Genomic DNA, 26,816 nt, shown 5'->3' on the forward strand with positions numbered 1-26,816 from the left:
ATGGAAAACCGTAAAAGATATTGAATGATGTTTTGTATGTTTGATAATTATGATGAAATAATTGTTTAATATTAAAGCGATATATTATATAAATACCAATTTATGTTATAAGGAACTCAGAGTGCAATAATTTGAAACGAAATTTTTGTAAATATAATAGATATTAGTACAGAGTATATTTATAATGAAATTATTAATTTTCTGAAATCTATGAATAAACATTTAAAAATATGCCAATCAGTGGAAGTGATTTTGAGAAAATAATTAAACCATTCTTTCAAGAAATATTTGAAGAAATGGGGTATATTGTTTTTCAAGTTAGACAACAAACAGCCGGAACACAGGATGGCTTTGATATCAGTGTTTTATTTTTGGATTTTTGTGGTTTAGAAAGAGAAATGTTTTTCGAATGTAAGTATTATACATCATCAGCTTTGCAATGGTCCGATATTTTTAACAAGCAATTGCAACTGAAAGCATCTAGCCATAAACCTTGTGCTTTCATATGTTTATCTCCTTTAAAGGATTTAAGCAATATTGATCATAATCTGCAAGCGAATATTGTAAAGAATTTTAAATATCCGGTTGATTTTTGGACTCCTGATAAAAAAATTGAAACTCTTTTTGCTCTTAATATTGAGGTCTATAAAAAAGTATACGATGTTGCAAAATGTAATATTTCATTCGATAGAGATAAGGAGCTTAGAAAATATAGGGCCAAAATTGATCTAATGATTCAACAAAAAGATTTACTTCAATATTCAGATCTAATTAAAATTGAAGATGTTGCAATTGATCCAATTGAAGATATTAATTTAAAAACGGCTATGGACGAAAAGTTAAACGCCATATTGTCTGTTGAAGACCCTAAACGTATAGAATTTCATCGACTAAGAGCAAATTATAAAGTATTTCTTGAATCGTTAGTTGATCTTAATCCAGAATTGAGAGATAATATTTTAAGATGGGAAAGTAATTTAAGATTAAAAGCAAGCAGATTAACTGATAAATTCAATATTGATAGTTCATATTCAACAGAATTATTTTTTCATGATTTCTTTGAAGAAGCGGAAAAAGACATGCTAACTTTTTACTCAGATTTCAATTTAAAGGGAGATAGAGAAAAATTATTAAATGGAGTTGTATTTGAGTTAGCGGCTCAATGTCCCTTAGATTGGCGAAAAAATGGAAAAGCTTAATTATTTAATTACCTCGATATCTTCTAAAGAACTAAGACCAACTATTAATTTGGATAGGCCAACTTATATTCAGCCTGAAGATAGAATTCAATATAGATCAATTCGATTAATTATAATTTTAGGCATGTTAAATACTAAATTTGGCTTAAGTAAAAATGTCATAGCTTGTGTTGATTTTCTATTAAGAAATGATTCTTTTCAGTTAAAATTTATCTCTGAATATTTCTCTGGTCAAAAAAATGTGATTAGTAAATTAATGAAACTTGAGTTATCATCACAAACTGAAATAGACTTTAACGTTGTTCAATACAAAAGCGTACCATGGGATTTAAGATTTAATGATATGCTTTTATTTTTGTATGTAAGAGACTTAATTTTATACAAATCCGATAAAGATAATAATAATATAAGAATTCTTCTTTCTGATAAGGGGATAGAAGTCTTTGGAAAACTAAAAGAAATTTTTCCTAGCGAAGTTAATTTTTTGGAACTATTTGGCAGTCGAATGATTGAAGAAAAAACACTTAAAATAATTACTGACGTTATTCCTAATTCATACTGGAAACAAAATGCGGAAACTAAAAATAAATAAGCTTATTTATAAAGTAACAACAGTTAATGATAATATTTATGGGGCCACAATTCCTTTCAAGGATGGTTTAAATATTGTTTATGGCCCTAATTCTGTTGGGAAAACAAGTATTGTTACCGGGATAATATATGGACTAGGTTCAGAAAAGGGATTAGGCATATTTAAGTCTATTCAAAATCCATTCAAACCAGAGTTTTATCAATCTATTGATGGGGAACAAATAAAAAAATCTTTTTTACTTCTTGAAATCTTTAACGGTAGTAAAACAGTTACTATATTTAGATATATTACTGGTGGAGATATAAATATTGTTGCTGTTAAGAATTGTATTGCAGACAATTTTTTTAAAACTGAGGAGGTAGAAAAATATATTGTAGTAGGTGAAGGGGTTTTTTCAGAAAATGGATTTCAGAATTTTTTATTCGATTTTTTGAACCTTAAAACAGTTGAAGTTCCAACTTATGATCAAAAATATTCTAAGTTATACTTCGAAAATATTCTTCCTTTATTTTTTGTAGAACAACGTGCCGGTTGGTCACAAATTCAAGCAAGGCAAGTTGTTAGATATAATATAAAAGATGTAAAAAAAGTAGCTTTCGAATATCTTTTTGGTTTAGATAGATTTAATCTTCATTTATCAGAACTTAAACTTAAAGAAATAGATGTTCAATTGAAAAAAAATATCAGTGAGTTGAGCGGTAAGGAAGAAAATTTATTTATAATTGCTAATGCAGAAAAGATAGATGAAATTTTACTTATTGAAACAAAGGTGATTGGTAAATCTAGTATTTACGATTATATCAAGTACTTAAAGGAAAAGTATAAAATTGAAAGTGATTTGATTAATAATGTATCTAGTCAAAATAAAGAATATGAAGATTCTAATTTAAAACTAAGAGACAGCCTAAAACGTCTAGATTATGAATTTAGATTTAGAACAAATCAAATTGAAAAAATAACTTTAGAAATTGAGGGGTATAAGAATTATCTTGACAGAATACAATCAAATAAGTATAAAAATAAACAACTTAAAAAAATACAAGAATTTGCAATTGAATTAAATATAAAAACTTGTCCTGTATGTGAAGCAAATTTAAGTCATTCAAATTTGGAAGAATGTTTTCTATGCCATTCAGATTTAAATAAGAAAATTTCATCACCAGAGCAAAACCTTGTGTTTTTAGAAGATGAGGAAAGTACTTTTAAAAAAGTTATTTCGCAACGTAATTTAGATAGAAAGAAAGTAATTGAAGATAGAAACAATATTAAGGATAAAATATCATCATATGAAACACAATTAGACCATCAAACGAATACATATGCTGGAAAAGAGTTTGCTATATTGAGACAAAAGATTCTAGATGCAGATGCAACATATAAAGAACTGGAAAAGTATTCTAGAATTGAAATTCGTTGGAGAGATCTTGATCCCTTGCGATTATTAATAAAAAAGCTTCAATCTAAGTATGATACTTTAAAGCTGGAAATTGACGCGCATAATCAAACGGAAAGAGATATAAAAATTTTAAATACTATTAAATCTTTCATACATTTAAATGTCAAAGATTTGGGATTATTTAAAGGCAATCAAAAAATGATTAGCGATATTAGATTGGATTCAAATGATAATTATTCTCCTTATTTAGATAATTTTGATATTTATAACATTTCAAGTTCAAGTGATAATATACGTATCATTTTGAGCTATTATTTGGCTCTTTTACAAACATCAATAAAATTAAAAGCTGATAATAAGATTAAATACCCTAATATTTTAATTCTGGATGAGCCTAAGCAACAAAATTTAGATAATGACTCTCTTATTAATTGTATAAACACAATTTCGAAAATCTCCCCCTCAGATGGTCAAATAATTCTAACAACATATAGCGAGCTGCCAGAAGATAAAGAAAAATTTAAAGAACATATTATTTTCGAAATGAAAAATAAAAAAGATTATCTACTCAAAAAAATAAAAAAACAATAAAGCCTTTTATTTAATTTAAAAAATGTTTGTCACTTTAAGTAGTCTAATTAATTCTATCGTTTTAGTATTAAACTAATTTGTTTTTTAAATAATGCTATTATGAAAAACCATAAAATAAATTAAAAGTGGTTTTGTATGTTTGATGATGACATAGCTCTTTAAAAATACCAATCATTGTATGGCAGGAATAAATTAGTTAGAACAATTTTTTATAAAAAAGACACAAATGATGGAAGATAGAAATAAGCAGCTTTCAAAATCTCTTACAGAAACTTTGACAAGTTCAAATTTACCCAAGATAGGAAATGATATTGCTGAAATAACTTTAGATTCTGTTTTAAAAGAAGGTGTTTTGAAAGATTTTCCAATTATCGGTTCTTTAGTTGGAATTTGGAAAACAGGTGTTGCTGTTAATGACTACAGATTTTTAAATAAATTACTTCTATTTCTACAGGAATCATCAGTGATCTCAAGTGCAAAGAGGGAAAACCTCATTAATAAACTAGAAGATGATAAATATCAATTAGAAGCTGGCGAAAAACTTATAGCTGTAATAGATAAATTAGAAACAGGTTCTAAGGCCAAACTCCTAGGAAAAGCTCTAGCGCTTTTTGGCAATGGTCTTATCTCTAATGATGAATTTTGGAGAATATCTTTTGTAATTGAGAGATTACCAATGACAGACATTATTGCCATAAAGAATTGGCGAGGTACTGATTTAAATCAGGTTTTTGAAATCAGAAGACATCTATATCTATCTGTTGGGCTCGGTTGGTTTGTACTTAATGCATCATCAACAGGATTTTGCTGGCAAGAAAGACTTTGCGTTATATTTGAACAACATTTACTAGCTGAATAAAATTGTGCATAAGGTTTACCTAATGAGATTTGAGTAAATTGCTTAACGCGAGACAATATGAGAAAGAAAAAAAATAATAGAAAAGTAAAGAACATTAGCATTGTTAAACGAGTAAAAGCATTGAAAAATAAAATTTTCTACGCCCGTCTTAAATCTGCATTTGAATCTACAATTTGCTTTTTCCGTAATGACGATCAAAATGTAGTTGCTCCGGCAGGTAGTGGTGTTTTTATTAAATACAAAGAAAACTATTATGTCGTAACAGCTGCTCACGTTTTAGCTGAATATTATAATGAAACTTTCGTTATACTTCATGATACAGAGCTAACTATTGGCGGACAACTGTATAATACAGAAATGCCTAAAAGTGGCATGAGAGCTGATGATAAAATTGACATTTCAATTCTTAAAGTTGACAACAATAGTGCTACAAAACTTTTGACAAGATTCAAAGCTCTTGAAAGCTGCTCTGAAATTGCGACTAATCACAACTTGTCAAACGCTGCTAGTTACTTTTCCGTAGGATTTCCATTGACAAAAACAAAAAAAGTATGGGGTAAAGATGAAATTAAATCGATTGGTTTTACATATCAAACAGAACCAATTTTAAACTATGAATTTAAAAAATTCGGTTTTGATTCTTTATCTACAATTGCAATAAAATTTGATGGACAAGTGATAAATGCAACAAATCCACATCCACATTTTTCCCCAAATCTGGCAGGAATGAGTGGAAGTGGGCTTTGGCATTTTTACGATAAAGGAAAAAAAGCATTAATAGGAATTATCATTGAACAAATAAAGGAAACTGGACATAAAGCTGTACTTGCAACAAAAATTGACATTGTACTAAAAATGATTGATGGAATTAAATAAAAAAAGAACCTGCATCTTTGATTGTAATTTAGCATTGCGGGGTAATTTTTTCCAAAATTTTTAGAAATGAATAATGTTTTAGGAATTGAGGTTATAAATCAGATTAAATTATAAAATTGCTTCAAACGAGGGATAAATATCAATTTGATATTTTTCTCAATTAAGTACTATTTTAAATTATATACAAAGTTTAAAAATCTAGAAATGAAAGATATTAAAGAAAAATTAGTACAAGCAAGTAAGGCTTACTCCGATCAAATAGTACTTCGTGCAGCAATAAATGCAATCCCACAAATTGGAGGTTCTTTAGATATACTTTTATCTTCATCAGGACAAAATTTTGTTATTAAGCGAATTGAAGAATTTGTTTCGGAACTTAGTCATCAGATTGAACAGCTAGACACATCGAAAATTAATTACGATTTTTTTGAAAAAGAAGAGTTCTATGACTTAATTATAAAAGCTTTTAATTCCGCATCAAGAACTAGACAATCAGAGAAGTTGCAATTATATGCTAAAATTGTTAAAGGTGCTTTAATTGAAGGTGCAGAATATGAAGAAGATGACCCTGAACTTTATTTAAAAATTATTGAAGAGCTTTCGGTTAAAGAGCTCAGAGTTGCAAAATTTTTGTATGAAATAAAGACATTAAATAGCACTGAGCTTGAGGAAGTATCTAAAAGAAATGGTGAAAATTTAAATAACGACGCCGCATTGTTGTCAAACTTGTACCCAGAGTTTGATGAAGACGATCTAATCTCAGTATTTGTTAGACTGGAGAGAACTGGTCTGATCAAAGAAATGGTAGGAAATTATTTTGGTTATGCAGGAGGTTTATATGATATAACTCCACTATTTAAAAAATTATTAAATTTTATAGAAAAAATTTAATCTAATTATGAATTTGTTAAATTTGAAAACAAATCAAATTTTACTCTCAAAAAGAATGAGTTAAAAATAGAATCCTAAATTACAAAGATGCCATAGAGCATCTTTTTTTAAAATTATTTACTTACACTTTAATTTAAATATTTAATGTCAATATTTAAAATGAATAGTATATGGATAATATTATCTTTGTAATAATAACGATAATAAATAATTTCTGATCTAATTTACCTTTAATGTCAAATCATCAAGAACATATAAATTTTATTTGGCATATTGCCGATTTACTACGAGGACCATACAGACCTCCACAATATGAAAGAGTAATGCTCCCAATGACTGTTCTTCGTCGATTCGATTGCGTTTTATACAATACAAAAGATGAAGTAATAGCAAAGCATGAAAAGTTAAAAGGAAAATTGGAAGGAGAGGCTTTAGATGCAATGCTTAATAAAGTATCAGGTCAAAAATTTCATAATCATTCTCCATTTACGTTTGAAAAACTTCGCGGAGCACCTGATACAATTGGAAAAGATTTAGCAAGTTACATTAACGGATTTTCATCAAACGTAAGGCGTATATTTGAATATTTTGATTTCGAAAAAGAAATTGAGAAAATGAATGAAGATAATATCTTATATCTTGTTGTTTCTCAATTTTGCAAGGTTGATTTACATCCTATAAAAGTAACTAATATTGAAATGGGTATGATTTTTGAAAATCTTATCCGCAGATTTAATGAATTAGCAAACGAAACTGCTGGTGACCACTTTACTCCTCGAGAAGTAATTAAACTTATGGTTAACCTACTATTTATCAACGATGATGCATTTCTTTCAACACCTGGGACTATCAGAAAGATGCTTGATCCAACTTGTGGCACGGGAGGGATGTTGGCAGAAGCACAATCATATATAAAAGATCATCATTCTCATGCGCAATTATATGCTTATGGACAAGATTACAATAAAAGGGCATTTGCTACTGCTGCCTCAGATATGCTTATTAAAGAAGTTGCTCATAATGGTACAGGTGAAAACATTCGCTATGGAGATAGTTTAATTGAAGATCAATTTTATGGTGAAACTTTCGACTACCTTATAGCAAATCCACCATTCGGAGTTGATTGGAAAAAGCAACAAAAAGAGGTTATAAGAGAGCATGAAAAACTAGGTTTTTCTGGACGTTTTGGAGCAGGACTTCCTCGCGTAAATGATGGGGCATTATTATTTCTGCAACATATGATTAGTAAATTTGAGAAAGTCAATGAGAAAAATAAAAAATATGGAACGAGGTTGGCAGTTATTTTTAGTGGTTCACCTTTGTTCTCTGGTGGTGCTGGATCTGGAGAAAGTAATATTCGTCGTTGGATAATAGAAAATGATTGGCTAGAAGCAGTAGTTGCACTTCCAGAACAAATGTACTATAATACTGGTATAGGTACTTACATTTGGATATTGACTAATAGAAAGAGGGAAGACAGAAAAGAAAAAATACAATTATTTGACGCTCGTGATTTTTATGTTTCGATGCGAAAAAGTATGGGAAGCAAGAGAAGAAAACTTGGAGAAAAGGAAGATGATGAACCTGATCATATCGGGCAGATAGTAAAATTGTATGGGGAATTTGTTGAACAACCACATTCAAAGATTTTTAGTAATAAAGAATTTGGATATACACGCGTAACCATAGAACGCCCTTTGAGACTTAGTTATCAAATGAATTTAGAGAATAAAGCACGTTTTCTGGATGTATATCCATCCTTGTTAGATGATATACAACTCATAGACAAAACATTAGGACGAGAAGTTTTTATGAATTGGAATGAAGTAGAAAAAAAGATACGTAAGTTATTGAAAGATAAGAACTCAAAATGGAAAATAACAGAACTTAAGCTTTTTAAGAATATTTTTACCAAGAAGGATGTCAATGCTTATAAAGTACTTAAAAACAAAGAAGAATTTGAAGCTGATACGGAATTAAGGGATTACGAGAACATTTCATTTCAATATGATATTAATAAATATTTTGAAACTGAAGTATTACCACATGTTCCTGATGCGTGGATGGATAGAAGTAAGGATAAAATTGGTTATGATATTAATTTTAATAATTATTTTTATAATAAAATTAAAGTTAGAGAACTTGATAAAATAGATAAAGAGTTAAAAGACGTTGAACATGAAATCTTCCAATTATTAAATTCCGTCGTAGATGAATAAGATAATTAATAGAAAAGATTGGTTTTTTGGTAAAATTCCAGCAGATTGGGATATTGTACCATTAAAATATGTTTGCGATAAATTTTCTGTTTATGGAGCAAATGTATCCGCAGATAATTATTCAGTGCATGGTATACGTTTTTTGAGAACAACAGATATAAATGATGACGGAACATTAACAAATAATGGAGTATACATTGATGAAAAGATTGTTGGTGACTACAAATTAAATGAAGGAGATTTACTTTTATCAAGAAGTGGTACTTTGGGGCGTTCATATATTCATAGTTACAAGAATGGTACTTGTGCATATGCGGGGTATTTAGTTAGGTATATTTTAAACAAGAAAGTCAATCCGAAATTTGCATTTTATCTGACCAAAACAGTTTTTTTTGAAAATTGGTTAAGTAGTTCATTAATTGAAGCAACGATTGGTAATGTTAATGGTGAAAAGTATGCAAATATGTTAATACCATTACCTTCATTGGAGAAACAAAAACACATAGTAAATTATTTAGATAGAGAAATTTTATTAATAGATGATCTGATAAATGCTAAAGAAAAATTAATTTCGTTAATGTTAGAAAAACGTGAAGCTTTAATAACGAAAGCTGTAATTAAAGGTGTTAATTCAAAAATTAAATTTAAATCATCGGGCATCGAATGGTTAAAGGAAATACCTGAAGACTGGGAAATAAAAAAAATAAAATATATCTCTAATTTAAAAAGCGGAGAGTTTATTTCAGCTGAATCTATTAAAGAATCTGGTAATTATCCAGTTTACGGAGGAAATGGCTTAAGAGGATATACGAATAAAAATACACATGGTGGTGAATTCGTATTAATTGGCAGACAAGGTGCTCTTTGTGGAAACATTAATTATGCTGAAGGTGAATTTTGGGCAACTGAGCATGCTATTGTTTGTCACCCAATTGTGAACTATGATTTATTTTGGCTAGGAGAGCTATTAAGGATTATGAATTTAAATCAGTACTCTGTGGCTGCCGCTCAACCAGGTCTCTCTGTTGATGTTATTAAAAATTTATCGATTCCTTTTCCATCTTTTGACAACCAGAAACAGATAAGTGAATATATTCGTGTAAATCTGTCTAAAATAGATAAGTTAAAGAGTGCTACCTCCAGAAGTATTAAATTACTAAAAGAGAGAAAAGTGTCATTAATTTCGGGCGCAGTAACTTGTGGGATAAAAATATCAAAAAATGATTATTAAAGGACTAAATATTGCGAATCTTAGAGCTTATAAAGTAGCTGAGTTTAAATTTCAGCCTGGTATGAATTTACTTGTAGGAGTCAATGGAGTTGGAAAAACAACATTACTAGAAGCCTTGCGAGTTTGCCTTTCACAGATTCAACCGGAAATTAGCATATCAAAAAACCGTAAAGAGAATTTTGCAATATCGGATATTAGAATTGGGACTGATAGTTTACAGGTTTCATGTGATTTTGAAATAGAGAAGCAATCTTTTAATTTGTTAATTCATAAACAACGTGAATTAATAAGAATTAAAGATACAGAAAACATTAGAGAACAAATCGAAGAGTTATCTGATAAGGAAGTGATGACTCCATCCATAAAAGGAGTTTTTCCTAATGCCAGCAAATCTGATACACAAAGTTTAGGTATTTTCTTTTCTACACGAAGATCGCTAATGGTTGATAGAGAGCCTGGTAGATCAGCAAGTATAGGAGGTCAAGGTACTGCCTTTAGTGATGCATTATCAGCTAATAGGGAGTTCAATTTACGGATTTTTGCAGAATGGTTTAAAGTACAGGAAATTTTAGGGGAGGAAAATTCTAATTCTCTAAGGAATATCAAAGTATTGAAAGATGCAGTTTGCGGTTTTTTACCAGGTTTTTCTGACTTAAAGGTTGTGGAAATTGCTGGCGAACAAACATTTTCAATTGTTAAAAATAAAACAATTTTAAACATTAAGCAGTTATCTGATGGTGAACGTGGTGTACTATCTTTAGTATTGGATATTTCTAGAAGATTATCACAAGCTAATCCTAAGCTAAATAACCCTTTAAAAGATGGAAAAGCTATTGTGCTTATTGATGAACTGGACTTACATTTACATCCCAAATGGCAATATTCAATTATAGAAAATCTTATTAAAGTCTTTCCAAGTTGTCAATTTATTGCTACAACTCATTCACCTCAAATGATTTCCTCACTTGATGTTGATAATATATATATCATTGATGAAGGTAATATATTTAAACCAGATAAAAGTTTAGGAATGGACACTAATTGGGTTTTAAAGTATATAATGGATGGGGAAGATCGCTTACCATTGGCCTCGGAGGCTATAGATAAAGTTGAGAATTTAATTTTAGATTTAGATTTTGATGCAGCTCGTCAGTGCATTCAGAAATATATAAAGGAAGGTCTGGACATATCAGAATGGACAATATTTGAAGCAAGAATGTCAAATTTAGAAATACTTGGCGAAGGCGAATGAGGAGAATTGTAAAAAAAGGAGAGCCAAAAGAACTAATTGACTATAAGCTTTCAAATAAGGATGTAAAGAAAAATTTAGATTACAGATATCTAGGCGCAAAAGAAAGAGGACCGCTGAAAGAAACCTTAATTATGGAACAAGGTTATTTGTGCGCGTATACGATGAAGAGAATTTCAATGGATACCTGTCATATTGAACATATTAAACCAGAAGGCCTCTGCAGAGAACAAGCAAATAGGGGATTACAAACTGTTTCTGATCTTGATTATTTAAATATGGTTGCTTGTTTTCCTAAAGAAGGTATGTCGAGTAAAATACGTTATGGTGCGCAATTTAAAGATAATTGGTGGGATGATGATGGTAGAAACTTTATTTCACCTTTGGCATCAAACTGCGAAGATCAATTTTCTTTTGATATAAAAGGAAATATCTCGGGAACAACAGTGTCAGCCAGAACGACGATAGATGTTTTAAAACTAGATCATGGCTCATTAACAGAAGATCGAAAAAGAGCTATTGATACTTTTTTATATGGGGAAAATCAGAAACCAATTTCTAAAGCAAAAGCTCAAAGCGCACTTATAGAAATAATGCAATTACAAAGTGGTATGTATCCTCAATTTTGTTTAACCATTAAGTGGGCATTGCAAGAGCATATAAGTAGAATTGACAAATTAGCTTTGAAAGCGAAACATATTAAGTCTGCGAAAAATAAAAAATAAAATGAATATCAATAGTAGGGAAGCAGCTTTTGAAAATATTATTGAATCTAGTCTATTGCAAAGGGGATATACTAGTCTTGAACGAATAGATTACGATACGGAAAAAGCTTTATATCCGCGGATAATTATTGAATTTATACGTACAACTCAATTAAAGGAATGGAGTAAATTAGAGAATTTATTAGGTAATCAAATTGAAGATCAGGTTATAAGTGATTTATGTAGATGGATTGAATTACATGGCTCACTTTCAACTTTGAGACACGGATTTAAGTGTTATGGACGTTTGCTGCAAGTAGCTTATTTTAAAGCTTCACATACGATGAATGTGGAGTTAGATAGTCAATATAAAAAAAATATTTTAGGTATAACCAGACAACTTCAGTATTCTAAACGTAATTCAAATTCACTTGATACTGTACTAAGTATTAATGGCATCCCTATTATAACACTTGAATTAAAAAATCCTTTAACTCTTCAAACTGTCGAACATGCCAAAAGGCAATATAAGATGGATCGTGATCCTCGTGAATTATTATTTGAATTTAAAAAGCGTGCACTAGTACATTTTGCGGTCGACACCGAAAATGTATTTATGACTACTCGACTTGCCGGCGATGCAACATATTTTTTACCGTTCAATAAAGGAAATGAAGGAGGAGCAGGTAATCCTCATGATAAATTTGGAAATAATTACAGGACTGCATATCTCTGGGAAGAAATTTTGCAGGCAGACAGTTTACTGGAATTGATCTCCCGTTTTATTCACATGCAAGTGGAAGAAAAATTAACGGATGAGGGTAGAAAAATTAAAAAAGAAACTTTAGTCTTTCCTAGATATCACCAGTTAGATGCCGTCCGTAAAATTATAGATGTTGCTTTTAACAACGGCGTTGGAAATAACTACCTCATTGAGCATTCTGCTGGAAGTGGTAAAAGTAATACTATTGCATGGTTATCACATCGTCTTGCGTCATTGCATAACGCACAAAATAATAAGGTTTTTGATTCAGTAATTGTTATTACTGATCGAGTAGTTTTAGACAAACAGTTACAAGATAATATATATCAATTCGAACATAAACGCGGAGTTGTTGAAAAAATAGATGTTAATTCTAGGCAATTAGCAGAAGCATTGGAAAATAGTATACCTATTATTATTACTACTTTGCAAAAATTTCCTTTTGTTTCACAGCAGTTATTAAAAATGGCAGAGGAAAAAGGAGAAAAAAGTAATGGCTTATTAAAAACGAAAAAATTTGCAGTAATTATTGACGAAGCACATAGTTCGCAAACTGGAGAGACAGCTACTGATTTAAAAGAAGTTTTAGGAGGGGAGGACTTAGTTAATTTAGCCAAAGAAAAAGCGCTTAGTGAAGAAATCTTTGGTATGGAAGAGCTTTATAGGAGTATGGCAAAAAGAGGAAAGCAAAGTAATATTAGTTTTTTTGCATTTACAGGGACTCCTAAACATAAGACTCTGAAAATTTTTGGAGCAAATAATAAACCTTTTCACAAGTATACAATGAGGCAAGCTATTGAAGAGGGATTTATTATGGATGTACTAAAGAACTACACTACCTATAAGACATATTATAAACTTCTTAAGGCAGGACAAAATGACCCGAATGTAGAAAGAAAGAAGGCAGCACAAGCATTAACTCGTTTTTTAAAGCTACATCCTCATAACATTTCCCAGAAAACAGAAGTAATGATAGAACATTTCTATTCCAATACTTATCATAAAATTGGCGGACATGCAAAAGCTATGGTAGTAACAGGTTCGAGATTAGAAGCAGTGCGCTATAAGCAAAGTTTTGATAAATATATCAAAAATAAGAATTATGATATTAAATCTCTAGTAGCTTTTTCAGGAATTGTAAATGATAATAAAAATCTTGAAATTAAATATAGTGAAGAGCAGATGAATAATGGCATAAGGGAAAAAGAATTGCCTGAAATTTTTGCGACTTCTGGCTATCATGTACTTTTAGTTGCAGAAAAATACCAGACAGGATTTGATCAACCATTATTACATAGTATGTACATCGATAGAAGATTATCGGGAATACAAGCAGTCCAAACATTGTCAAGATTGAATAGAATTCATCCATTAAAAGAAGATACATTTATATTAGATTTCGTAAATGATCCTGTGGATATACAAAATGCTTTTAAAGCTTATTATGAAGGAGCTGAAATTGGTGAGGAAGTAGATCCTGCAAATCTATATAGATTGCAAAATGAGTTACACCTCTCTCAAATTTATTTTGATGAAGATATTTCAAATTTTTGTGACATTTATTTTAAACCAAAGCAGAAGCAGAGTATATTGGATCATCAGTTAATGAATGCAGCTTTGGATCCATCTGTATCTAGATTTATTAAGATGCATCAAGAAAATGAATTTGAAGCTGAATTGTGGAAAAACAAACTTAATTCTTTTCGTACACTATATGTTTTTTTAAGTCAAATTATTCCATATCAAGATTCAGACTTAGAAAAACTATTTATTTTTTTAAGATATCTCGCTCCAAAATTACCTAGACGAGATAATGGTGAAAATTATAATTTTGATGATTCTGTAAGGTTAGAGTATTATCGCTTGCAAAAAATTAGTGAGGGATCTATTAGTCTTATGACAAATGAAAAACATTTTTTAAATGGTCCGATGGAGATTGGAACTGGAAAGGTTATTGAACTTGAAGTCCCATTTTCTAAGTTAATAGATGTTGTAAATGAAAGATTTGGAACCGATTTTAATCAGGCTGACCAATACTTTTTTGATCAATTAATAGAGTCTGCCATTTTAGATGCTACGATTATAAAAGCAGCTGAAGTAAATCCAGAAGATAAATTTGAATTAGTTTTCAAAAATCTATTACAAAATTTATTTATGGAACGAATAGATCAAAATGAGGTGATTTTCTCTAAATTCATGAACGATTCTAGATTTCAAAAAGTAGTAACTAATTGGTTGTCTAATCAAGCTTACAATAAGATAAAGCAAATTGAAAAAATATAACAAATATAATATAATAGAAGGTTCTGGATTCTTTCTTCATTTTTTTTGTCTTTCTCTATTTTCAAGCTTTACTAACTAATTATATAATTCTAAATCATGAATCTTAAATCAATCTTTTCAGAAACTTTTTTAGCGCAATATTTGAATGATTTTAGATTATCAAGTGTAACGAATATTAGAAATATAACAATTTTAATTAAAGATTACATCGAAGAGCTGGAGTCAGGCAAAATCGAAAAATTAAAAGAAGAGGAAATTAAGTCAAGATTTGTTAGCATATTTTTTGGAGATGTTTTAGGCTTTAACTATGGTAATTCAAGCAAGTGGTTGCTTCGAGAAGAGAAAAAATCTACAACTGACGGAACAAAACCGGATGCAGCATTGGGTTATTTTTTTGTTGAAAGTAATAATGATGATGTAAGAGCAATTATAGAAATTAAAGACGCAAAAACGGACCTAGATGAAAAACAGAAACGAGATGGTAATCAATCCTCCATTGACCAGGCTTTTAGTTATGTGCCAAAAGCAGGAGGGAAGTGCAAATGGGTTATTGCATCAAATTTGATTGAGATAAGGTTTTACGATTCTCTTGACCGATCCAAATATCAGTATTTCTTAATAAAAGATCTGGTTAACGAGAATAAATTAAAAGAGTTTCTATTTCTATTTCATAAAGATCGATTGATAGTTGAAAACAAGAAAGAAAAATCACCTACTGACAGATTGCAGGAACTTGCAGGGAGAATATCATCTATAAATGAGAAACCAATACATGTAATTGATAAGCTATACAACAGTTTAAAACGATTTGAAGGTTTTGGATTTGTTGATCCAAATTATATTGCTATCATTTATCCGTTTAACGTATTAAATGATCATGTTTGGCATTATAGATGTCCAACATTATTTACGCTAAACAATGAAATTTATGATTTTTTATTAGAAGTGGAAATCGAAAACTATTTGATTACATTTTCTGATAAATTAGTAACCGAGATTAAAGATTTTAATATTGTTGAAGCTAAGTACAAAGTAAATTGGGTTTTTAAATTTTTAAATCATTGTTTAATTCATGAAATATCAGCAATAAAAGATTATAAAAAGGTTGAATCAGAAAAAGATAATGATAAAGTAATTGGCCCCGGGGTGAGACATATATTTCATTTTGGTGAAGATGAAGGAATAACAAAAAGTATTAAAGTACATAATGCGGATAGTTGTGATTGCATTGCTTGTAACTACAAAGATTTAGACTTTACTAAGATTTTAAGTAAAATGAAAGTTGCAGAGGGAGACCAGGATTTTAATACGTTTGAATATGGTTATGCCAATTATCTAACCGCTTCGAATAATTTTAAAACTGCTTATACTATTTATAGAGATATTGCAAACAAAAATAAAGGTAAACAGAATAAAGCTATTGAATATTTTCTGGCAAATCTAAATCTGAAACTCCTGCATAATTTAATTGAGGATTACTCTCATGATGATAGAAATATTATTATGGATGATATTAAATCTATTGATTTGGATAAAGTAATTTATAATGAAATTGAATTCGATGTAGATAAGGAAGTAAAAAGGTACTTAATTGAGGTTAAAGAAGAAAATTTAATTTATAGAACTCAGGATCGAATTGAAGAAACTCTTTTTGCAATTGAAAATTTATATAATAGATATAAAAGAGGTGGTAAACAAACAGCAGGTCCGCCATTGGCAAGACAGTTAATGATAAACTATCTTTTGCTTTATAACCATTTTAATGTAAACTGTATTATTTATGACAGTTTTAAGCGTTATAAAAATTTAACTGAAAAGGTTTTCAAAGGAATGATTTTAAGCTATAATACTCCAGATTGGGGAATTACTTACTTTAGCAAATTCATCATAATGGAAGCAATTTTAAATATTTATCCTCAATCTCTGCAGGAATTGTTAAAAAATGAAAGCGACATCCTTGTGGAAAAAGGATGTGTTGAACTACTTTTGAAAAGATTAAATAATTTTACTTCATGTATTTATAATGACGGGTTATTTGCTGATTCGTCATATGAAAATGAGTTATTAGCATCACAATTGCAATTTTGGTCCTTTGAAGATCGATTCACTAATATATTTGCCAACATTTTCACGGTTCTCTCTAGATTGGAAATATCCAAGGATAAGTTTAGAAACTGTGTTGCGCCTCTTTTAAAATTTCTGAGAACAGAAAAGGTTTTATATTGGTTTGATTTAAAAGAGCTTTCTCAATTTATAAAAACTCGGGGTAATGCATTCGAATCAAAAGATTTAATTGAAATTTTAAAAATATGTATTGAGTTTGATAAATACGGGAATAATAAATATAGTGAGCTTTTGATTACTATTCCAGAAAGTATAAATAAATTTTACCCTGATTACAGATTTGAAAATAGAAAATTAATCAGTCTGGCTATTCTAAACAATACTGCTGACGATGGAACGATAAGTGATTATCACAATTTAATTTGGCTAAGTAAAATTTGCAGTGAAAGTTGTAAAGACATTCTACATAAAGAGTTTGAAACATTTTTAGATACTTCTTTTAGTATAAGTTTTTATGAAGAACTAATTCGAATTACCGATTATGATATTAATAATAAAGAATATTTTAAAACCTATTCGGAAAAAGTAAATAGCGGCAAGGCACAGTCCGGAAAATATGGCAAGCATAAGTTTACTGACTTTCTATTTATTAATTATATTCTAATACTATACAATTATAATATTGATCTCTCAAGACCTGAAATTAAATTGCTGACAGATCTAAATGATTTTGAGGTTTGGATTTTAAATCCGGTTCAATTTAATTACAATAAATTTGTAACCACTTGGTTGATAGATCTTGATTTTCCAATTATTTTAGATAAATTAAAAGGTAATCAGAAGATTACGAAAGCAATTGAACAAGAGCTTGTCGAGAGTTATGATTCAAAGCTTGCTGAAGTTCTGTACAAATATTTTAAACCCGTTACTATTGTTTGATAGTAGATGATGACTTCTATCTATTCTCCTTTTTTTAGTTGCTCAATAAAATAGGTTACGCTGATACCAGTCCTTGCTAAAAAAGCGGTAGCAAACCGTTGAGTACTACTAAAACCAACTTCCTCGGCAAGTGCTTTATTGGTATAGTTTCGGGTACGTTTTTCAGTATTCAGTAGTGTAATGATATAATCTACTTTTAAATCGTTGATGTAATCAGCAAATTTTTTTTCCTTGTAATGAGATATGATTTTTGAGAGATATGTTACATTTACATCAAAAGATGCAGCGAGTTTTCCCATGGTCAGATCTTTGGCTATATATTTATGTTCCTTTTCAAATTTTTCCAACTGTCTTAGAACGCTTGCAACGGCATCCGGGTGTATGTCCAGAATATCTGCTTTTTTAGGCTTGGTTGTCTGCTAAGGTTCTGTCCTTGTTTATATTTGACATCAGTTGCTCAAAATTACTTTTATAAGTCCGGCAATTTGTATAGTGCCTAAAAGCATAATAACAGACAATTGCTATTGCAAGAATAATTAGTCCTATAATAATTGGCACATGATTGTCATTACCGGACAGCTGCTTTGTTAATTTTTGTTGCTCAAGGATTAATTGCTTAGCATCATATTGTCTGCTAATTCTTCGTGATAAATGATTGTAGTTTATGTTAGTAAGTTTATCAGCTTTAAGGAATTGATCTACATAATGTAATTGGCTTACAGGGTCGTCTTTTTCTCTGTAATATTCAATGAGCAGTTTATAGACTTCCCTTAGTTCCAAAGTCATATAGTTTTCATCGTCAAATATTTTATCTACTTTTAAAAAATAGGGAAGGGCTGTCTCTTTACGATTCAAAGCCAGGTAACTTTTTCCAATATAAAAGCTCGCCAATGATTCATTTTTAAAATCACTATTTTTAAAGTGATGTAGCGAAGATTCAAGCTTTGAAACAGCAGAAGTATAATTGTGTTTGAAATACTCATTGATACCATCAGATAAAATAAAATAGGGTTCCATTTTTCTAATATTCAGCTTCTTTGCGGCATTAATTCCTGTTTGATTGATTTGTGAACATTTCTCATAACTTCCATTTTTAATATAGCAAAGGCCTATCGAATAAAGAGATTTTAGATAAAATTCATCGTCACTTTTTTCAAAGTAATCGATAGTTTCTCGCAGTAATGAAATCGACTCGTCGTAATACGCCAACTGATACTTTATAAGGGCTATATTGTATTTTACTTTATTGGTTAAATCTTCGCTATCAGTTCGGGATGTGTGGTTATCCGCTTTTATAAAGCAATCGAACGCTTTACCGTAGTTTTGAAACTCATAATAAATAACACCTTTGGAGAGATGCGCTGATCCTATCAAAGAATTGTTATTTGATTTATTGGCGACTAAAATTAAGCTGTCTGCATAGGCCAGCTTTTTTTTCTCTGTAGCATATTTTACTTTTTCATTAGATGTAGCAGAATTGTTCGAATTATTCTTTAAAGTGGCATTTTCGACACATTTTAAGAAATATCCATCACTTTTGGAGGTATCCTTTTTAAGCTCAGTTTCTTTTGGCTTTAAGCCGGTTTGTTTCCCATACTGCAAATGATCGAGAGTTTGACTGCGATTACTTTGCGCCACGACTATCTGACAAATAAATATAGAAGCTGTAAGTAATAAAAACCTTTTAAAAGTAATAGTTAAAGTTCCACTCATATACCATTTTTTAGTAAAGTTCAGGATTGAAAAGGGGCGATATTATTCTTGCATAATTCGATGCCAAAAATATGATAATCCATTTGAATCACCCCATTTCTAGATCAGGTCGTGTATGGATTTTAATAAAATCCATACTTAAATTTATTAAAAAGGACAGATGTAGTGTTGTGGGAAAACTTTTGCCTCTATAGATTTGCCTCATCTTTTAAATAAAGCCCTGTATTTAAAACCTACAACTGCAGGCATCTGAATTAAAACGAACCTATGCTTATTGTAAAACTGTCCCAGGTTTTGAAGTGTAAACTATAAAATTTTTATAGATGGCAAATTCTTTTAAAAGCGAAGTATAGATTTAATCCATCACCATATTTCGTATTCATTTGGTCTCTCGAAAGAGTTTAAATCATGATCAAGGATTTAATAAATATTGAATTAAATGATCTTCCCATTAAGGGACTGGATATTCATGTGATTAAAAGGTATGTTGTTAAGACCAGACCTGACGAGTCTTTTATCGTTAATAATTTTTCTATTTTACTAATTAAATCCGGACGGTTTAAAATTCAGCTAAAAGATATTATCAGCGATTTGGCTCCCCATGATCTAATGGTAATTCCAAAGAATTCATTTTGCACACTTTTAGAAGTTCATGGAAAACTGAAGTTATTTTTGATTTCTTTCAATTCTGATTTTGCATTTGAAAACTGTTTAAAAAAGGAGCTTTTGGATTCCTGTTATTTTTTTATTTCAAAGTCTTCTCTTTCAATTGCTCTTGATAGAAAAGATTTTCAGCTGCTATCGCTAATCTATAAATTAATCTATTTTATAAATAAAGACGCAAAACGAAATGGAGTTGAACAGGAACTGCAGCGTGTAAGTTTTAATCTCTTTTTATACGAGCTAAAAGTTATTTATGCTAAATATACTTCCAGCAGCATAATGAACTTCAATAGAATGGAGAGCCTCACCATTCAGTTTTTGACGATACTGACCATACACTGTAAAAAGCAGCATAGTGTAAAATTTTATGCCGGCTCTCTCTTTGTGACAGCGGACTATTTGAATAAAATGGTAAAAAAAGTTACAGGAAAGACTGTAAAAAGCCTGATTGCCGATGCGATTATTAACGAAGCTAAAAACCAATTGAATGATAATATTCATTCAATTGCCAGCATAGCTGAAGATTTTGAGTTCACTACCACATCGGGTTTTACTTCATTTTTTAAAAGACATACTTCAATGTCACCTTCGGAATATCGTTCGAAATTTATCGACAATACAAGCCGCTAGTTTTCGACGTACTAATTGTTAACCTAAAAGCAGTACGATGATCAAATTATATCCATTAGAATGGTTAGATTCTTTGATATTACAGACTTTTAATCCAAAGAAAACTAATGTAAATATCCTAACAGAAACGGATTTAGCGCATATTGCAGAGAATGTTGCAAAGGAATCCCAAAGCATACAGCTTCAACTCAAGAAACAAGTATTTTCCATGCGAAAGAAGCGACAGATTCGTCTACTGATCCGCAAATATCATTCAACACTTATTTTTCTCCTGAACAGTGTAGTTGAAAACAAAAATAATGAAGCTTTAAAAAGCAAAACAGTTTCGGATATTCTCGATACCATTGTTTTAACACTAGATGAACTCTTAGGATTTGTAGAGAATCGCTTTTCAGGTTATTTAAACCTTGATGAACGTATTCCAGTTACTTACTGGATTGTTTCGCAAAATGAAATATTGCAAAAATTAGATCTATTAAAGAAAAAGAAGCAAGAGGAGTACATAGATACTCGAATTATAAAAATAGTTACTGATACCCTTATTAATTCGCTCGCTTCAAGCATTGCCGGTAAAATAACGTACAGACAAATAATGTATTATAAAGAAATCTTATCCCATTTAGAAAAGGCTGAAATTTCGCTTGAAAAAACAGGACTATATTCCACTATAGATGAGATTTTAATAGAATCTAATTTCAATAGTTCAGTTTATATCAATTATTTCACAGGAAAGATACTTCAGAAGCTTCATTCTCAAAGTACTATTAACGCAACGATGAATGAGCTTTTATTGTTTTATAAGGAGTTCTGCCACCTTCATTTCAATGAAAAAATATCTTTTGACCCCACTCATGATAATATAAAACATGTATTAGGTAATTGGTTCAGAGATGAGATCGCTTATCTGGAGAAAAAAATGACATTATCACCATCCAGCACAAACGATCCAGAAGTGCAAAAGGATTCGTTTTTGGAAGTTCAGGATAATAAAATTGAATGCATATTGTCTACTGACCAGATGGGTTTGATACTAAGGGCTACTGATGAATCCAGAATTATAAAAGCCAAATCCATGAGCCAGGTTTTTAAAACCATAATTCCGTTTTTGTCTACTCCCTTTAAAAAGGATTTATCCTATCAATCGGTGAGGAGCAAATCTTACACGGCAGAGGATCGGGATAAGGAAGTAGCCATTCAGACTTTGGAGAAAATCATCAATAAAATTAAATCTTATTAAAAATATACTACGCTAAGACTTTTGTTTACAGGGGTACAGGTGGGTACAACTTAAAGTTGTACTTGTAGGGCAGTATTTGTAATTGTTCCTTTGATCCGTAGAATAAAACATACCAAGGCTTTGGTGTTTTATTGGAGTTTCAAAAAGAATGTTGAACAATTAATTAATAGTTATGTTATCAAATATTTCATGGGGCAACTATTTTATTGCCGTTACTGTCTTAATTCTGGCTTGGTATTTTTTTATAGGATTAAAGTTTTATTACAGGGATTTTAAAGATATACTCAGCGGAGATAAAAAAATTAAAATACCCTTTAAAAAAGTTAATAAACGGTCATATGCGGAACCTCATACAACTTTAAGGGAAGTTGAGGAATTATCTAATATTCTCATTAAAGCTACCGAAGAATATGCAGAGAAAAAATCGTCTCATATTGAGTACAAAAATTATATCAAGCTTACGTTTGATGAATATCCGCTATTAAAAGATTCATCTGAAAGGGTAAAAATAAATCAACTTGTGGTTACACTTAGTGGAAAATATCCTCATCTACAGTTGACTTACACAGATGTGGATAGTCTTTGGGACCAAGATATTTAAAAATAAGGCGGAGGAAGTAATCCCTGTTCTCTCTGGTGCGGTATGGCTTAATGTGACAGGAAATAGAGTTTGCAACAGTGATCTTCTTCTGCTTTTTGAAATGTAATGTTAAACTTAAAAATGATATGTGATGAGAAAGAGAGGTTGGGAATTAAAGAACATTGACGGGAGTAAAATACTGTCTTATGGTATTCTTGCAGTTATGTTGTTCTACGAGTGCAGTGCTTTTGCACAAGATGGAGTCGCCGGAATTAATGAAGCGAATCAAAAGGTGAGAAGTTATTTCGATGCCGGTACGGAATTGATGTATGCCGTCGGAGCATTATTGGGTTTGATCGGGGCAGTTAAGGTATATCAGAAATGGAATGCAGGGGATCCTGATACTGGAAAAGTTGCCGCAGCATGGTTTGGAAGCTGTGTCTTTTTAGTGGTTGTAGCAACTGTTATTAAATCATTCTTTGGAGTATAGGTTGTTGTAAATCATTGTAAAGCTTATGTTTATTTGTTTGATTATAACTCATTGATAAACATTGTTTTAATTATTTTAAAAACTAATAATAGGTTTTCTTTATAATAGCAAAATACCATGAATAATAGCGTTTATCAAATAAATAAAGGTATCAATCAAAGTATCGAATTCAAAGGCCTCAAAGCGCAGTACATATGGTATCTGGGAGGAGGTGTAATTGTGCTAATGATTCTTTTTGCAATACTTTATATCATTGGATTGCCATCGATCTTTTGTGTTGTGCTAATTGGCGCCACAGGCGGAATACTTATTTATAAAATTTATAAGATGAGTAATAAATATGGTGAGTATGGACTAATGAAAACTTTAGCCAGAAAGCAGATTCCTAAAAAAATTAAAGTCAACAGCAGAAGAATTTTTACTATAAGATAGTTATAAAACGTTAGATTAAGGATAAGTGTAAAATCGAGAGGAAGATGGAGAAGAAGATGGAAGATATATTGCCAATTATGGCAGTGGAGCACGATTGTATTTTATCAAAGCAAGGAGATGTAACAATAGTTTTTAAAGCGGAATTACCAGAGATTTTTTCTTTGTCTGACCAGGAGTATGAAGCTTTTCATCAGTCCTGGATTAAGGCAGTGAAAGTTCTACCGAAATTTTCTGTTTTTCACAAACAGGATTGGTTTTTAGAAAGCAGCTATAAACCGAGTTTTGCTAGCAATGACAGCAGTTTTTTGACCAGAAGCAGTGAACGTTTCTTTAATGGCCGGCCTTTTTTGGATCATTCCTGTTATATTATGCTAACTAAAAAACCTGCAGGCAGAAAGAATTCCAGTTCCTTGTTTTCGACATTGATTAGAAGTTCACTGGCACCTGAGGAAAATTTAAAACCTCAATTGCTTCAGGATTTTATCGATAGTGCCGGACAGTTTAAAAGGATTATGGAGGATAGTGGATTTGTCAAGCTAACACGATTAAAAAATGATGAATTAAGGAGTCAAAGCAGGAGTAAAGGCCTTGTAGAGCAATACTGTTTTCTATCTGAAAAGAAGGATTCTTATATATACCAGGACATCAATTTTGACAAAGGACTGCAGGTAGGTGATAAACATTGTCAATTATTTACCTTGGGTGATGCTGCAGATCTGCCGGCTTTGTGCGGTTCCAGAATTAACTTTGATAGGTATTCAACCGACAAAACCAAGTTCAGTATTGGATTTGCCTCAACTCTTGGTCAGCTTTTATCCTGCAATCATATTTATAATCAGTATATTTTTATTGATGATGCTCAAAAAACAATACAGAAACTAGAAAGTAAAAGGCTTCGGCTTCAATCTTTATCAGCTTATAGTAGAGAGAATTTAATTGCACGTGATGCAACAAATGACTTTTTAAATGAGGCTATAGGACAGCGGCGACTTCCTGTAAAAGCTCACTTTAATGTACTGGCATGGTCATCAGAAGCGGAGGAACTAAAGGATATTAAAAACAAAGTATCCTCTGCACTGGCGCAAATGGATGTGGCTGCAAAACAGGAAACGGTAGGGGCTCCACAGATTTATTGGGCTGGCATGCCTGGCAATGAAGCTGATTTTCCCATGAATGACACCTTTGATACGTTCACAGAACAGGCGGTTTGCTTTTTAAATATGGAGACGGGTTATAAATCATCCTTAAGCCCTGTGGGTATTCGCCTGGGCGATCGCATTACCGGAAAGCCTGTTCATGTGGATATTAGCGATGAGCCGGTTAGGATGGGAATCTGTACTAATCGCAATAAATTCATACTAGGGCCTTCGGGCAGTGGTAAATCCTTTTTCACCAATCATATGGTCAGGAGTTATTATGAGCAGGGAACGCATGTTGTACTAGTAGATGTGGGTCACAGTTATAAAGGATTGTGTGATATGGTTGGAGGTTATTATTTTACTTACGATGAGAAGAATCCCATCCGTTTTAACCCTTTTTACATTGGAGAAGGAGATAGTCTGGATACTGAAAAGAAGGAAAGTATTAAAACGCTTTTACTTGCTTTATGGAAAAAGGATGATGAAACTTTCAATCGCAGCGAATATGTGGCCTTATCCAATTCTCTGCAGCTGTATTACGAAAAACTAGAAGGCAACTCCGAGATATTTCCGTGTTTCAACAGCTTTTATGAGTTCTTAAAGGATGATTTTATTCCAATTTTGGAGGGTGATAAAGTAAAGGAAAAAGATTTTGATGTCAATAATTTTCTCTATGTATTGCGTCCATATTATAATGGGGGAGAATTTGATTATCTACTTAATGCCACTGAAAATCTGGAGCTCCTGCAGGAACGTTTTATCGTTTTTGAATTGGACAATATCAAAGATCATCCCATACTTTTTCCGGTTGTTACCATCATCATTATGGAAGTTTTTATCAGTAAAATGAGAAAACTTAAAGGGGTGCGTAAAATGATTTTAATTGAGGAAGCATGGAAAGCTATTGCCAAAGAAGGAATGGCCGAATATATTAAGTACTTGTTTAAGACTGTTAGAAAGTTTTTTGGAGAAGCAATCGTGGTTACACAGGAAGTTGAGGACATAATTTCGTCACCTGTTGTTAAACAGGCTATTATCAATAACAGTGACTGCATAATACTGCTGGATCAAAGCAAATATCAAAACAAGTTTAATCAGATTCAGGAATTACTGGGTCTAACCGAAAAGGAAAAGGCATTGGTGTTGTCGGTGAACAAGGCAAACGACCCCGATAAAAAGTACAAAGAGGTCTTTATTTCATTGGCTGGGATTGTATCAAGGGTATTTAGGACTGAGGTTTCTTTAGAGGAATATTTGGCCTATACCACTGAAGAGAGTGAAAAGGTAAAAGTGAATGCGTATACTAAAAAATTTGATGGCAACATTAAAAAAGCAATAGCTGCATTGGCTTTGGAGATGAAAGGCGGAAATTAAATCTAAAACGAAAATGAAAACAAAAATTATGGCTTGTTTGCTGTGGTTGCTATTATTAGGAACTCCAGCACAAGCAGCTAGTAGTGTAGCAGCTATACCGATTCTGGAATTAGTAAAGGTGGTAACTAAAAAAGTGATAAAAGCTATAGATCTGCGGATTCAGCGCTTACAGAACAAAACGATTTGGCTTCAGAATGCTCAAAAGAGAATTGAAAATATTTTATCAAAATTAAAACTAGATGAGATATCGGAGTGGACGCATAAGCAGCGTGATCTCTACAAGGAGTATTATGAGGAACTCATGAAGGCGAAGTCATATATAACATACTATCATCGAATCAAGGACATGGCACAAAAACAGGCTCGATTGGTGCAGGAATATGAGCGCTGCTGGAACCTTTTTAAACAGGATGATCATTTTAAAGTATCTGAATTGGAGTATATGCAAGATGTTTATTCGGGAATTTTAGAGGAAAGTGTAAAAAATATTGATCAATTATTTTTAGTACTCGATTCTTTTGCAACGCAGATGAGTGATATGAAGAGACTGGAAATTATTAATACTGCAGCAGATAAAATTGATGAGAATTATGATGATTTAACTCTCTTTAATAAGCAAAACATCTTAATGAGCCTACAGAGAGCGAAAACTCAAGCTGATGTAAATAAGGTTAAACAATTTTACGGAATTCCGTAATTAAT

The 26,816-nt window shown here is 31.1% G+C and carries 21 protein-coding genes; 19 read left to right on the forward strand and 2 right to left on the reverse strand.

Features of this window, described 5'->3' with window-relative positions; translation table 11 throughout:
* Positions 1–230 precede the first annotated feature (230 nt).
* The 12 genes from CLU81_RS24960 (at position 231) to CLU81_RS25015 (ending at position 17,856) form a co-directional block, all read left to right on the forward strand.
* Positions 231–1,199 carry a hypothetical protein gene (locus CLU81_RS24960; protein ID WP_099712304.1) on the forward strand — a complete coding sequence of 323 codons (969 nt, stop codon included), beginning with the start codon at positions 231–233 and terminating at the stop codon, positions 1,197–1,199.
* On the forward strand, positions 1,186–1,791 hold the full coding sequence (locus CLU81_RS24965; protein WP_099712305.1) for a hypothetical protein: 606 nt from the start codon (positions 1,186–1,188) through the stop codon (positions 1,789–1,791). The genes CLU81_RS24960 and CLU81_RS24965 overlap by 14 nt, the downstream gene beginning before the upstream one ends.
* Positions 1,769–3,778: a hypothetical protein gene (locus tag CLU81_RS24970; protein WP_099712306.1), complete on the forward strand. Its 2,010-nt coding sequence runs from the start codon at positions 1,769–1,771 to the stop codon at positions 3,776–3,778. The genes CLU81_RS24965 and CLU81_RS24970 overlap by 23 nt, the downstream gene beginning before the upstream one ends.
* A gap of 226 nt (positions 3,779–4,004) precedes the next feature.
* On the forward strand, positions 4,005–4,637 hold the full coding sequence (locus CLU81_RS24975) for a hypothetical protein (RefSeq protein ID WP_199174595.1): 633 nt from the start codon (positions 4,005–4,007) through the stop codon (positions 4,635–4,637).
* Between the two features lie 57 nt (positions 4,638–4,694).
* Complete coding sequence (locus CLU81_RS24980; RefSeq protein ID WP_099712308.1) at positions 4,695–5,513, forward strand: serine protease; 819 nt, start codon at positions 4,695–4,697, stop codon at positions 5,511–5,513.
* Positions 5,514–5,717: 204 nt separating this feature from the next.
* Positions 5,718–6,404, forward strand: a complete 687-nt coding sequence (locus tag CLU81_RS24985; RefSeq protein WP_099712309.1) for a hypothetical protein — start codon at positions 5,718–5,720, stop codon at positions 6,402–6,404.
* Positions 6,405–6,637: 233 nt separating this feature from the next.
* Positions 6,638–8,623: a class I SAM-dependent DNA methyltransferase gene (locus CLU81_RS24990; RefSeq protein WP_099712310.1), complete on the forward strand. Its 1,986-nt coding sequence runs from the start codon at positions 6,638–6,640 to the stop codon at positions 8,621–8,623.
* The gene (locus tag CLU81_RS24995; RefSeq protein WP_099712311.1) at positions 8,616–9,854 is read left to right on the forward strand and encodes a restriction endonuclease subunit S; all 1,239 of its coding nucleotides are present in this window, start codon (positions 8,616–8,618) and stop codon (positions 9,852–9,854) included. The genes CLU81_RS24990 and CLU81_RS24995 overlap by 8 nt, the downstream gene beginning before the upstream one ends.
* The gene (locus tag CLU81_RS25000) at positions 9,844–11,106 is read left to right on the forward strand and encodes an AAA family ATPase (RefSeq protein WP_099712312.1); all 1,263 of its coding nucleotides are present in this window, start codon (positions 9,844–9,846) and stop codon (positions 11,104–11,106) included. The genes CLU81_RS24995 and CLU81_RS25000 overlap by 11 nt, the downstream gene beginning before the upstream one ends.
* Positions 11,103–11,828: a retron system putative HNH endonuclease gene (locus CLU81_RS25005; RefSeq protein ID WP_099712313.1), complete on the forward strand. Its 726-nt coding sequence runs from the start codon at positions 11,103–11,105 to the stop codon at positions 11,826–11,828. The genes CLU81_RS25000 and CLU81_RS25005 overlap by 4 nt, the downstream gene beginning before the upstream one ends.
* A 1-nt stretch (position 11,829) precedes the next feature.
* Positions 11,830–14,853, forward strand: a complete 3,024-nt coding sequence (locus CLU81_RS25010) for a type I restriction endonuclease subunit R (RefSeq protein ID WP_099712314.1) — start codon at positions 11,830–11,832, stop codon at positions 14,851–14,853.
* A gap of 96 nt (positions 14,854–14,949) precedes the next feature.
* Positions 14,950–17,856, forward strand: a complete 2,907-nt coding sequence (locus tag CLU81_RS25015; RefSeq protein ID WP_099712315.1) for a hypothetical protein — start codon at positions 14,950–14,952, stop codon at positions 17,854–17,856.
* 20 nt (positions 17,857–17,876) lie between these two features.
* Here the strand turns inward: CLU81_RS25015 and CLU81_RS25020 are convergent, their stop codons facing one another.
* A complete protein-coding gene (locus CLU81_RS25020) occupies positions 17,877–18,155 on the reverse strand; it encodes an AraC family transcriptional regulator (protein ID WP_099712316.1) in 279 nt (92 codons plus the stop codon).
* 103 nt (positions 18,156–18,258) lie between these two features.
* Positions 18,259–19,569, reverse strand: a complete 1,311-nt coding sequence (locus tag CLU81_RS25025; protein WP_099712317.1) for a lipopolysaccharide assembly protein LapB — start codon at positions 19,567–19,569, stop codon at positions 18,259–18,261.
* Positions 19,570–19,977: 408 nt separating this feature from the next.
* Here CLU81_RS25025 and CLU81_RS25030 point away from each other — a divergent pair, with 408 nt between their 5' ends.
* From CLU81_RS25030 to CLU81_RS25060, 7 genes are all read left to right on the forward strand, one after another.
* Positions 19,978–20,862, forward strand: coding sequence for an AraC family transcriptional regulator (locus tag CLU81_RS25030; RefSeq protein ID WP_099712318.1), 885 nt, complete (start codon positions 19,978–19,980; stop codon positions 20,860–20,862).
* A gap of 37 nt (positions 20,863–20,899) precedes the next feature.
* Positions 20,900–22,099: a hypothetical protein gene (locus CLU81_RS25035; RefSeq protein ID WP_099712319.1), complete on the forward strand. Its 1,200-nt coding sequence runs from the start codon at positions 20,900–20,902 to the stop codon at positions 22,097–22,099.
* A 172-nt stretch (positions 22,100–22,271) separates the two neighbouring features.
* Positions 22,272–22,700, forward strand: coding sequence for a hypothetical protein (locus CLU81_RS25040; RefSeq protein WP_099712320.1), 429 nt, complete (start codon positions 22,272–22,274; stop codon positions 22,698–22,700).
* A 202-nt stretch (positions 22,701–22,902) separates the two neighbouring features.
* Positions 22,903–23,169, forward strand: a complete 267-nt coding sequence (locus CLU81_RS25045; protein WP_199174613.1) for a DUF4134 domain-containing protein — start codon at positions 22,903–22,905, stop codon at positions 23,167–23,169.
* A 117-nt stretch (positions 23,170–23,286) separates the two neighbouring features.
* Entirely contained in the window at positions 23,287–23,601 is a 315-nt protein-coding gene (locus CLU81_RS25050; RefSeq protein WP_099712322.1) for a DUF4133 domain-containing protein, read from the forward strand.
* Between the two features lie 44 nt (positions 23,602–23,645).
* Positions 23,646–26,114 (forward strand): TraG family conjugative transposon ATPase, encoded by a 2,469-nt coding sequence (locus CLU81_RS25055; RefSeq protein ID WP_099712323.1) that lies wholly within the window; start codon positions 23,646–23,648, stop codon positions 26,112–26,114.
* Between the two features lie 13 nt (positions 26,115–26,127).
* On the forward strand, positions 26,128–26,811 hold the full coding sequence (locus CLU81_RS25060) for a conjugal transfer protein TraI (protein ID WP_099712324.1): 684 nt from the start codon (positions 26,128–26,130) through the stop codon (positions 26,809–26,811).
* Positions 26,812–26,816: the final 5 nt, after the last annotated feature.

It is taken from the genome of Flavobacterium sp. 9, from assembly GCF_002754195.1.
GTDB lineage: Bacteria > Bacteroidota > Bacteroidia > Flavobacteriales > Flavobacteriaceae > Flavobacterium.

Bases quoted from the DNA above. Each gene is read 5' to 3' on its own strand.
- CLU81_RS24960 (WP_099712304.1), top strand. From the start codon at position 231: ATGCCAATCAGTGGAAGTGATTTTGAGAAAATAATTAAACCATTCTTT.
- CLU81_RS24965 (WP_099712305.1), top strand. From the start codon at position 1,186: ATGGAAAAGCTTAATTATTTAATTACCTCGATATCTTCTAAAGAACTA.
- CLU81_RS24970 (WP_099712306.1), top strand. From the start codon at position 1,769: ATGCGGAAACTAAAAATAAATAAGCTTATTTATAAAGTAACAACAGTT.
- CLU81_RS24975 (WP_199174595.1), top strand. From the start codon at position 4,005: ATGATGGAAGATAGAAATAAGCAGCTTTCAAAATCTCTTACAGAAACT.
- CLU81_RS24980 (WP_099712308.1), top strand. From the start codon at position 4,695: ATGAGAAAGAAAAAAAATAATAGAAAAGTAAAGAACATTAGCATTGTT.
- CLU81_RS24985 (WP_099712309.1), top strand. From the start codon at position 5,718: ATGAAAGATATTAAAGAAAAATTAGTACAAGCAAGTAAGGCTTACTCC.
- CLU81_RS24990 (WP_099712310.1), top strand. From the start codon at position 6,638: ATGTCAAATCATCAAGAACATATAAATTTTATTTGGCATATTGCCGAT.
- CLU81_RS24995 (WP_099712311.1), top strand. From the start codon at position 8,616: ATGAATAAGATAATTAATAGAAAAGATTGGTTTTTTGGTAAAATTCCA.
- CLU81_RS25000 (WP_099712312.1), top strand. From the start codon at position 9,844: ATGATTATTAAAGGACTAAATATTGCGAATCTTAGAGCTTATAAAGTA.
- CLU81_RS25005 (WP_099712313.1), top strand. From the start codon at position 11,103: ATGAGGAGAATTGTAAAAAAAGGAGAGCCAAAAGAACTAATTGACTAT.
- CLU81_RS25010 (WP_099712314.1), top strand. From the start codon at position 11,830: ATGAATATCAATAGTAGGGAAGCAGCTTTTGAAAATATTATTGAATCT.
- CLU81_RS25015 (WP_099712315.1), top strand. From the start codon at position 14,950: ATGAATCTTAAATCAATCTTTTCAGAAACTTTTTTAGCGCAATATTTG.
- CLU81_RS25020 (WP_099712316.1), bottom strand. From the start codon at position 18,155: ATGGGAAAACTCGCTGCATCTTTTGATGTAAATGTAACATATCTCTCA.
- CLU81_RS25025 (WP_099712317.1), bottom strand. From the start codon at position 19,569: ATGAGTGGAACTTTAACTATTACTTTTAAAAGGTTTTTATTACTTACA.
- CLU81_RS25030 (WP_099712318.1), top strand. From the start codon at position 19,978: ATGATCAAGGATTTAATAAATATTGAATTAAATGATCTTCCCATTAAG.
- CLU81_RS25035 (WP_099712319.1), top strand. From the start codon at position 20,900: ATGATCAAATTATATCCATTAGAATGGTTAGATTCTTTGATATTACAG.
- CLU81_RS25040 (WP_099712320.1), top strand. From the start codon at position 22,272: ATGTTATCAAATATTTCATGGGGCAACTATTTTATTGCCGTTACTGTC.
- CLU81_RS25045 (WP_199174613.1), top strand. From the start codon at position 22,903: ATGTTGTTCTACGAGTGCAGTGCTTTTGCACAAGATGGAGTCGCCGGA.
- CLU81_RS25050 (WP_099712322.1), top strand. From the start codon at position 23,287: ATGAATAATAGCGTTTATCAAATAAATAAAGGTATCAATCAAAGTATC.
- CLU81_RS25055 (WP_099712323.1), top strand. From the start codon at position 23,646: ATGGAGAAGAAGATGGAAGATATATTGCCAATTATGGCAGTGGAGCAC.
- CLU81_RS25060 (WP_099712324.1), top strand. From the start codon at position 26,128: ATGAAAACAAAAATTATGGCTTGTTTGCTGTGGTTGCTATTATTAGGA.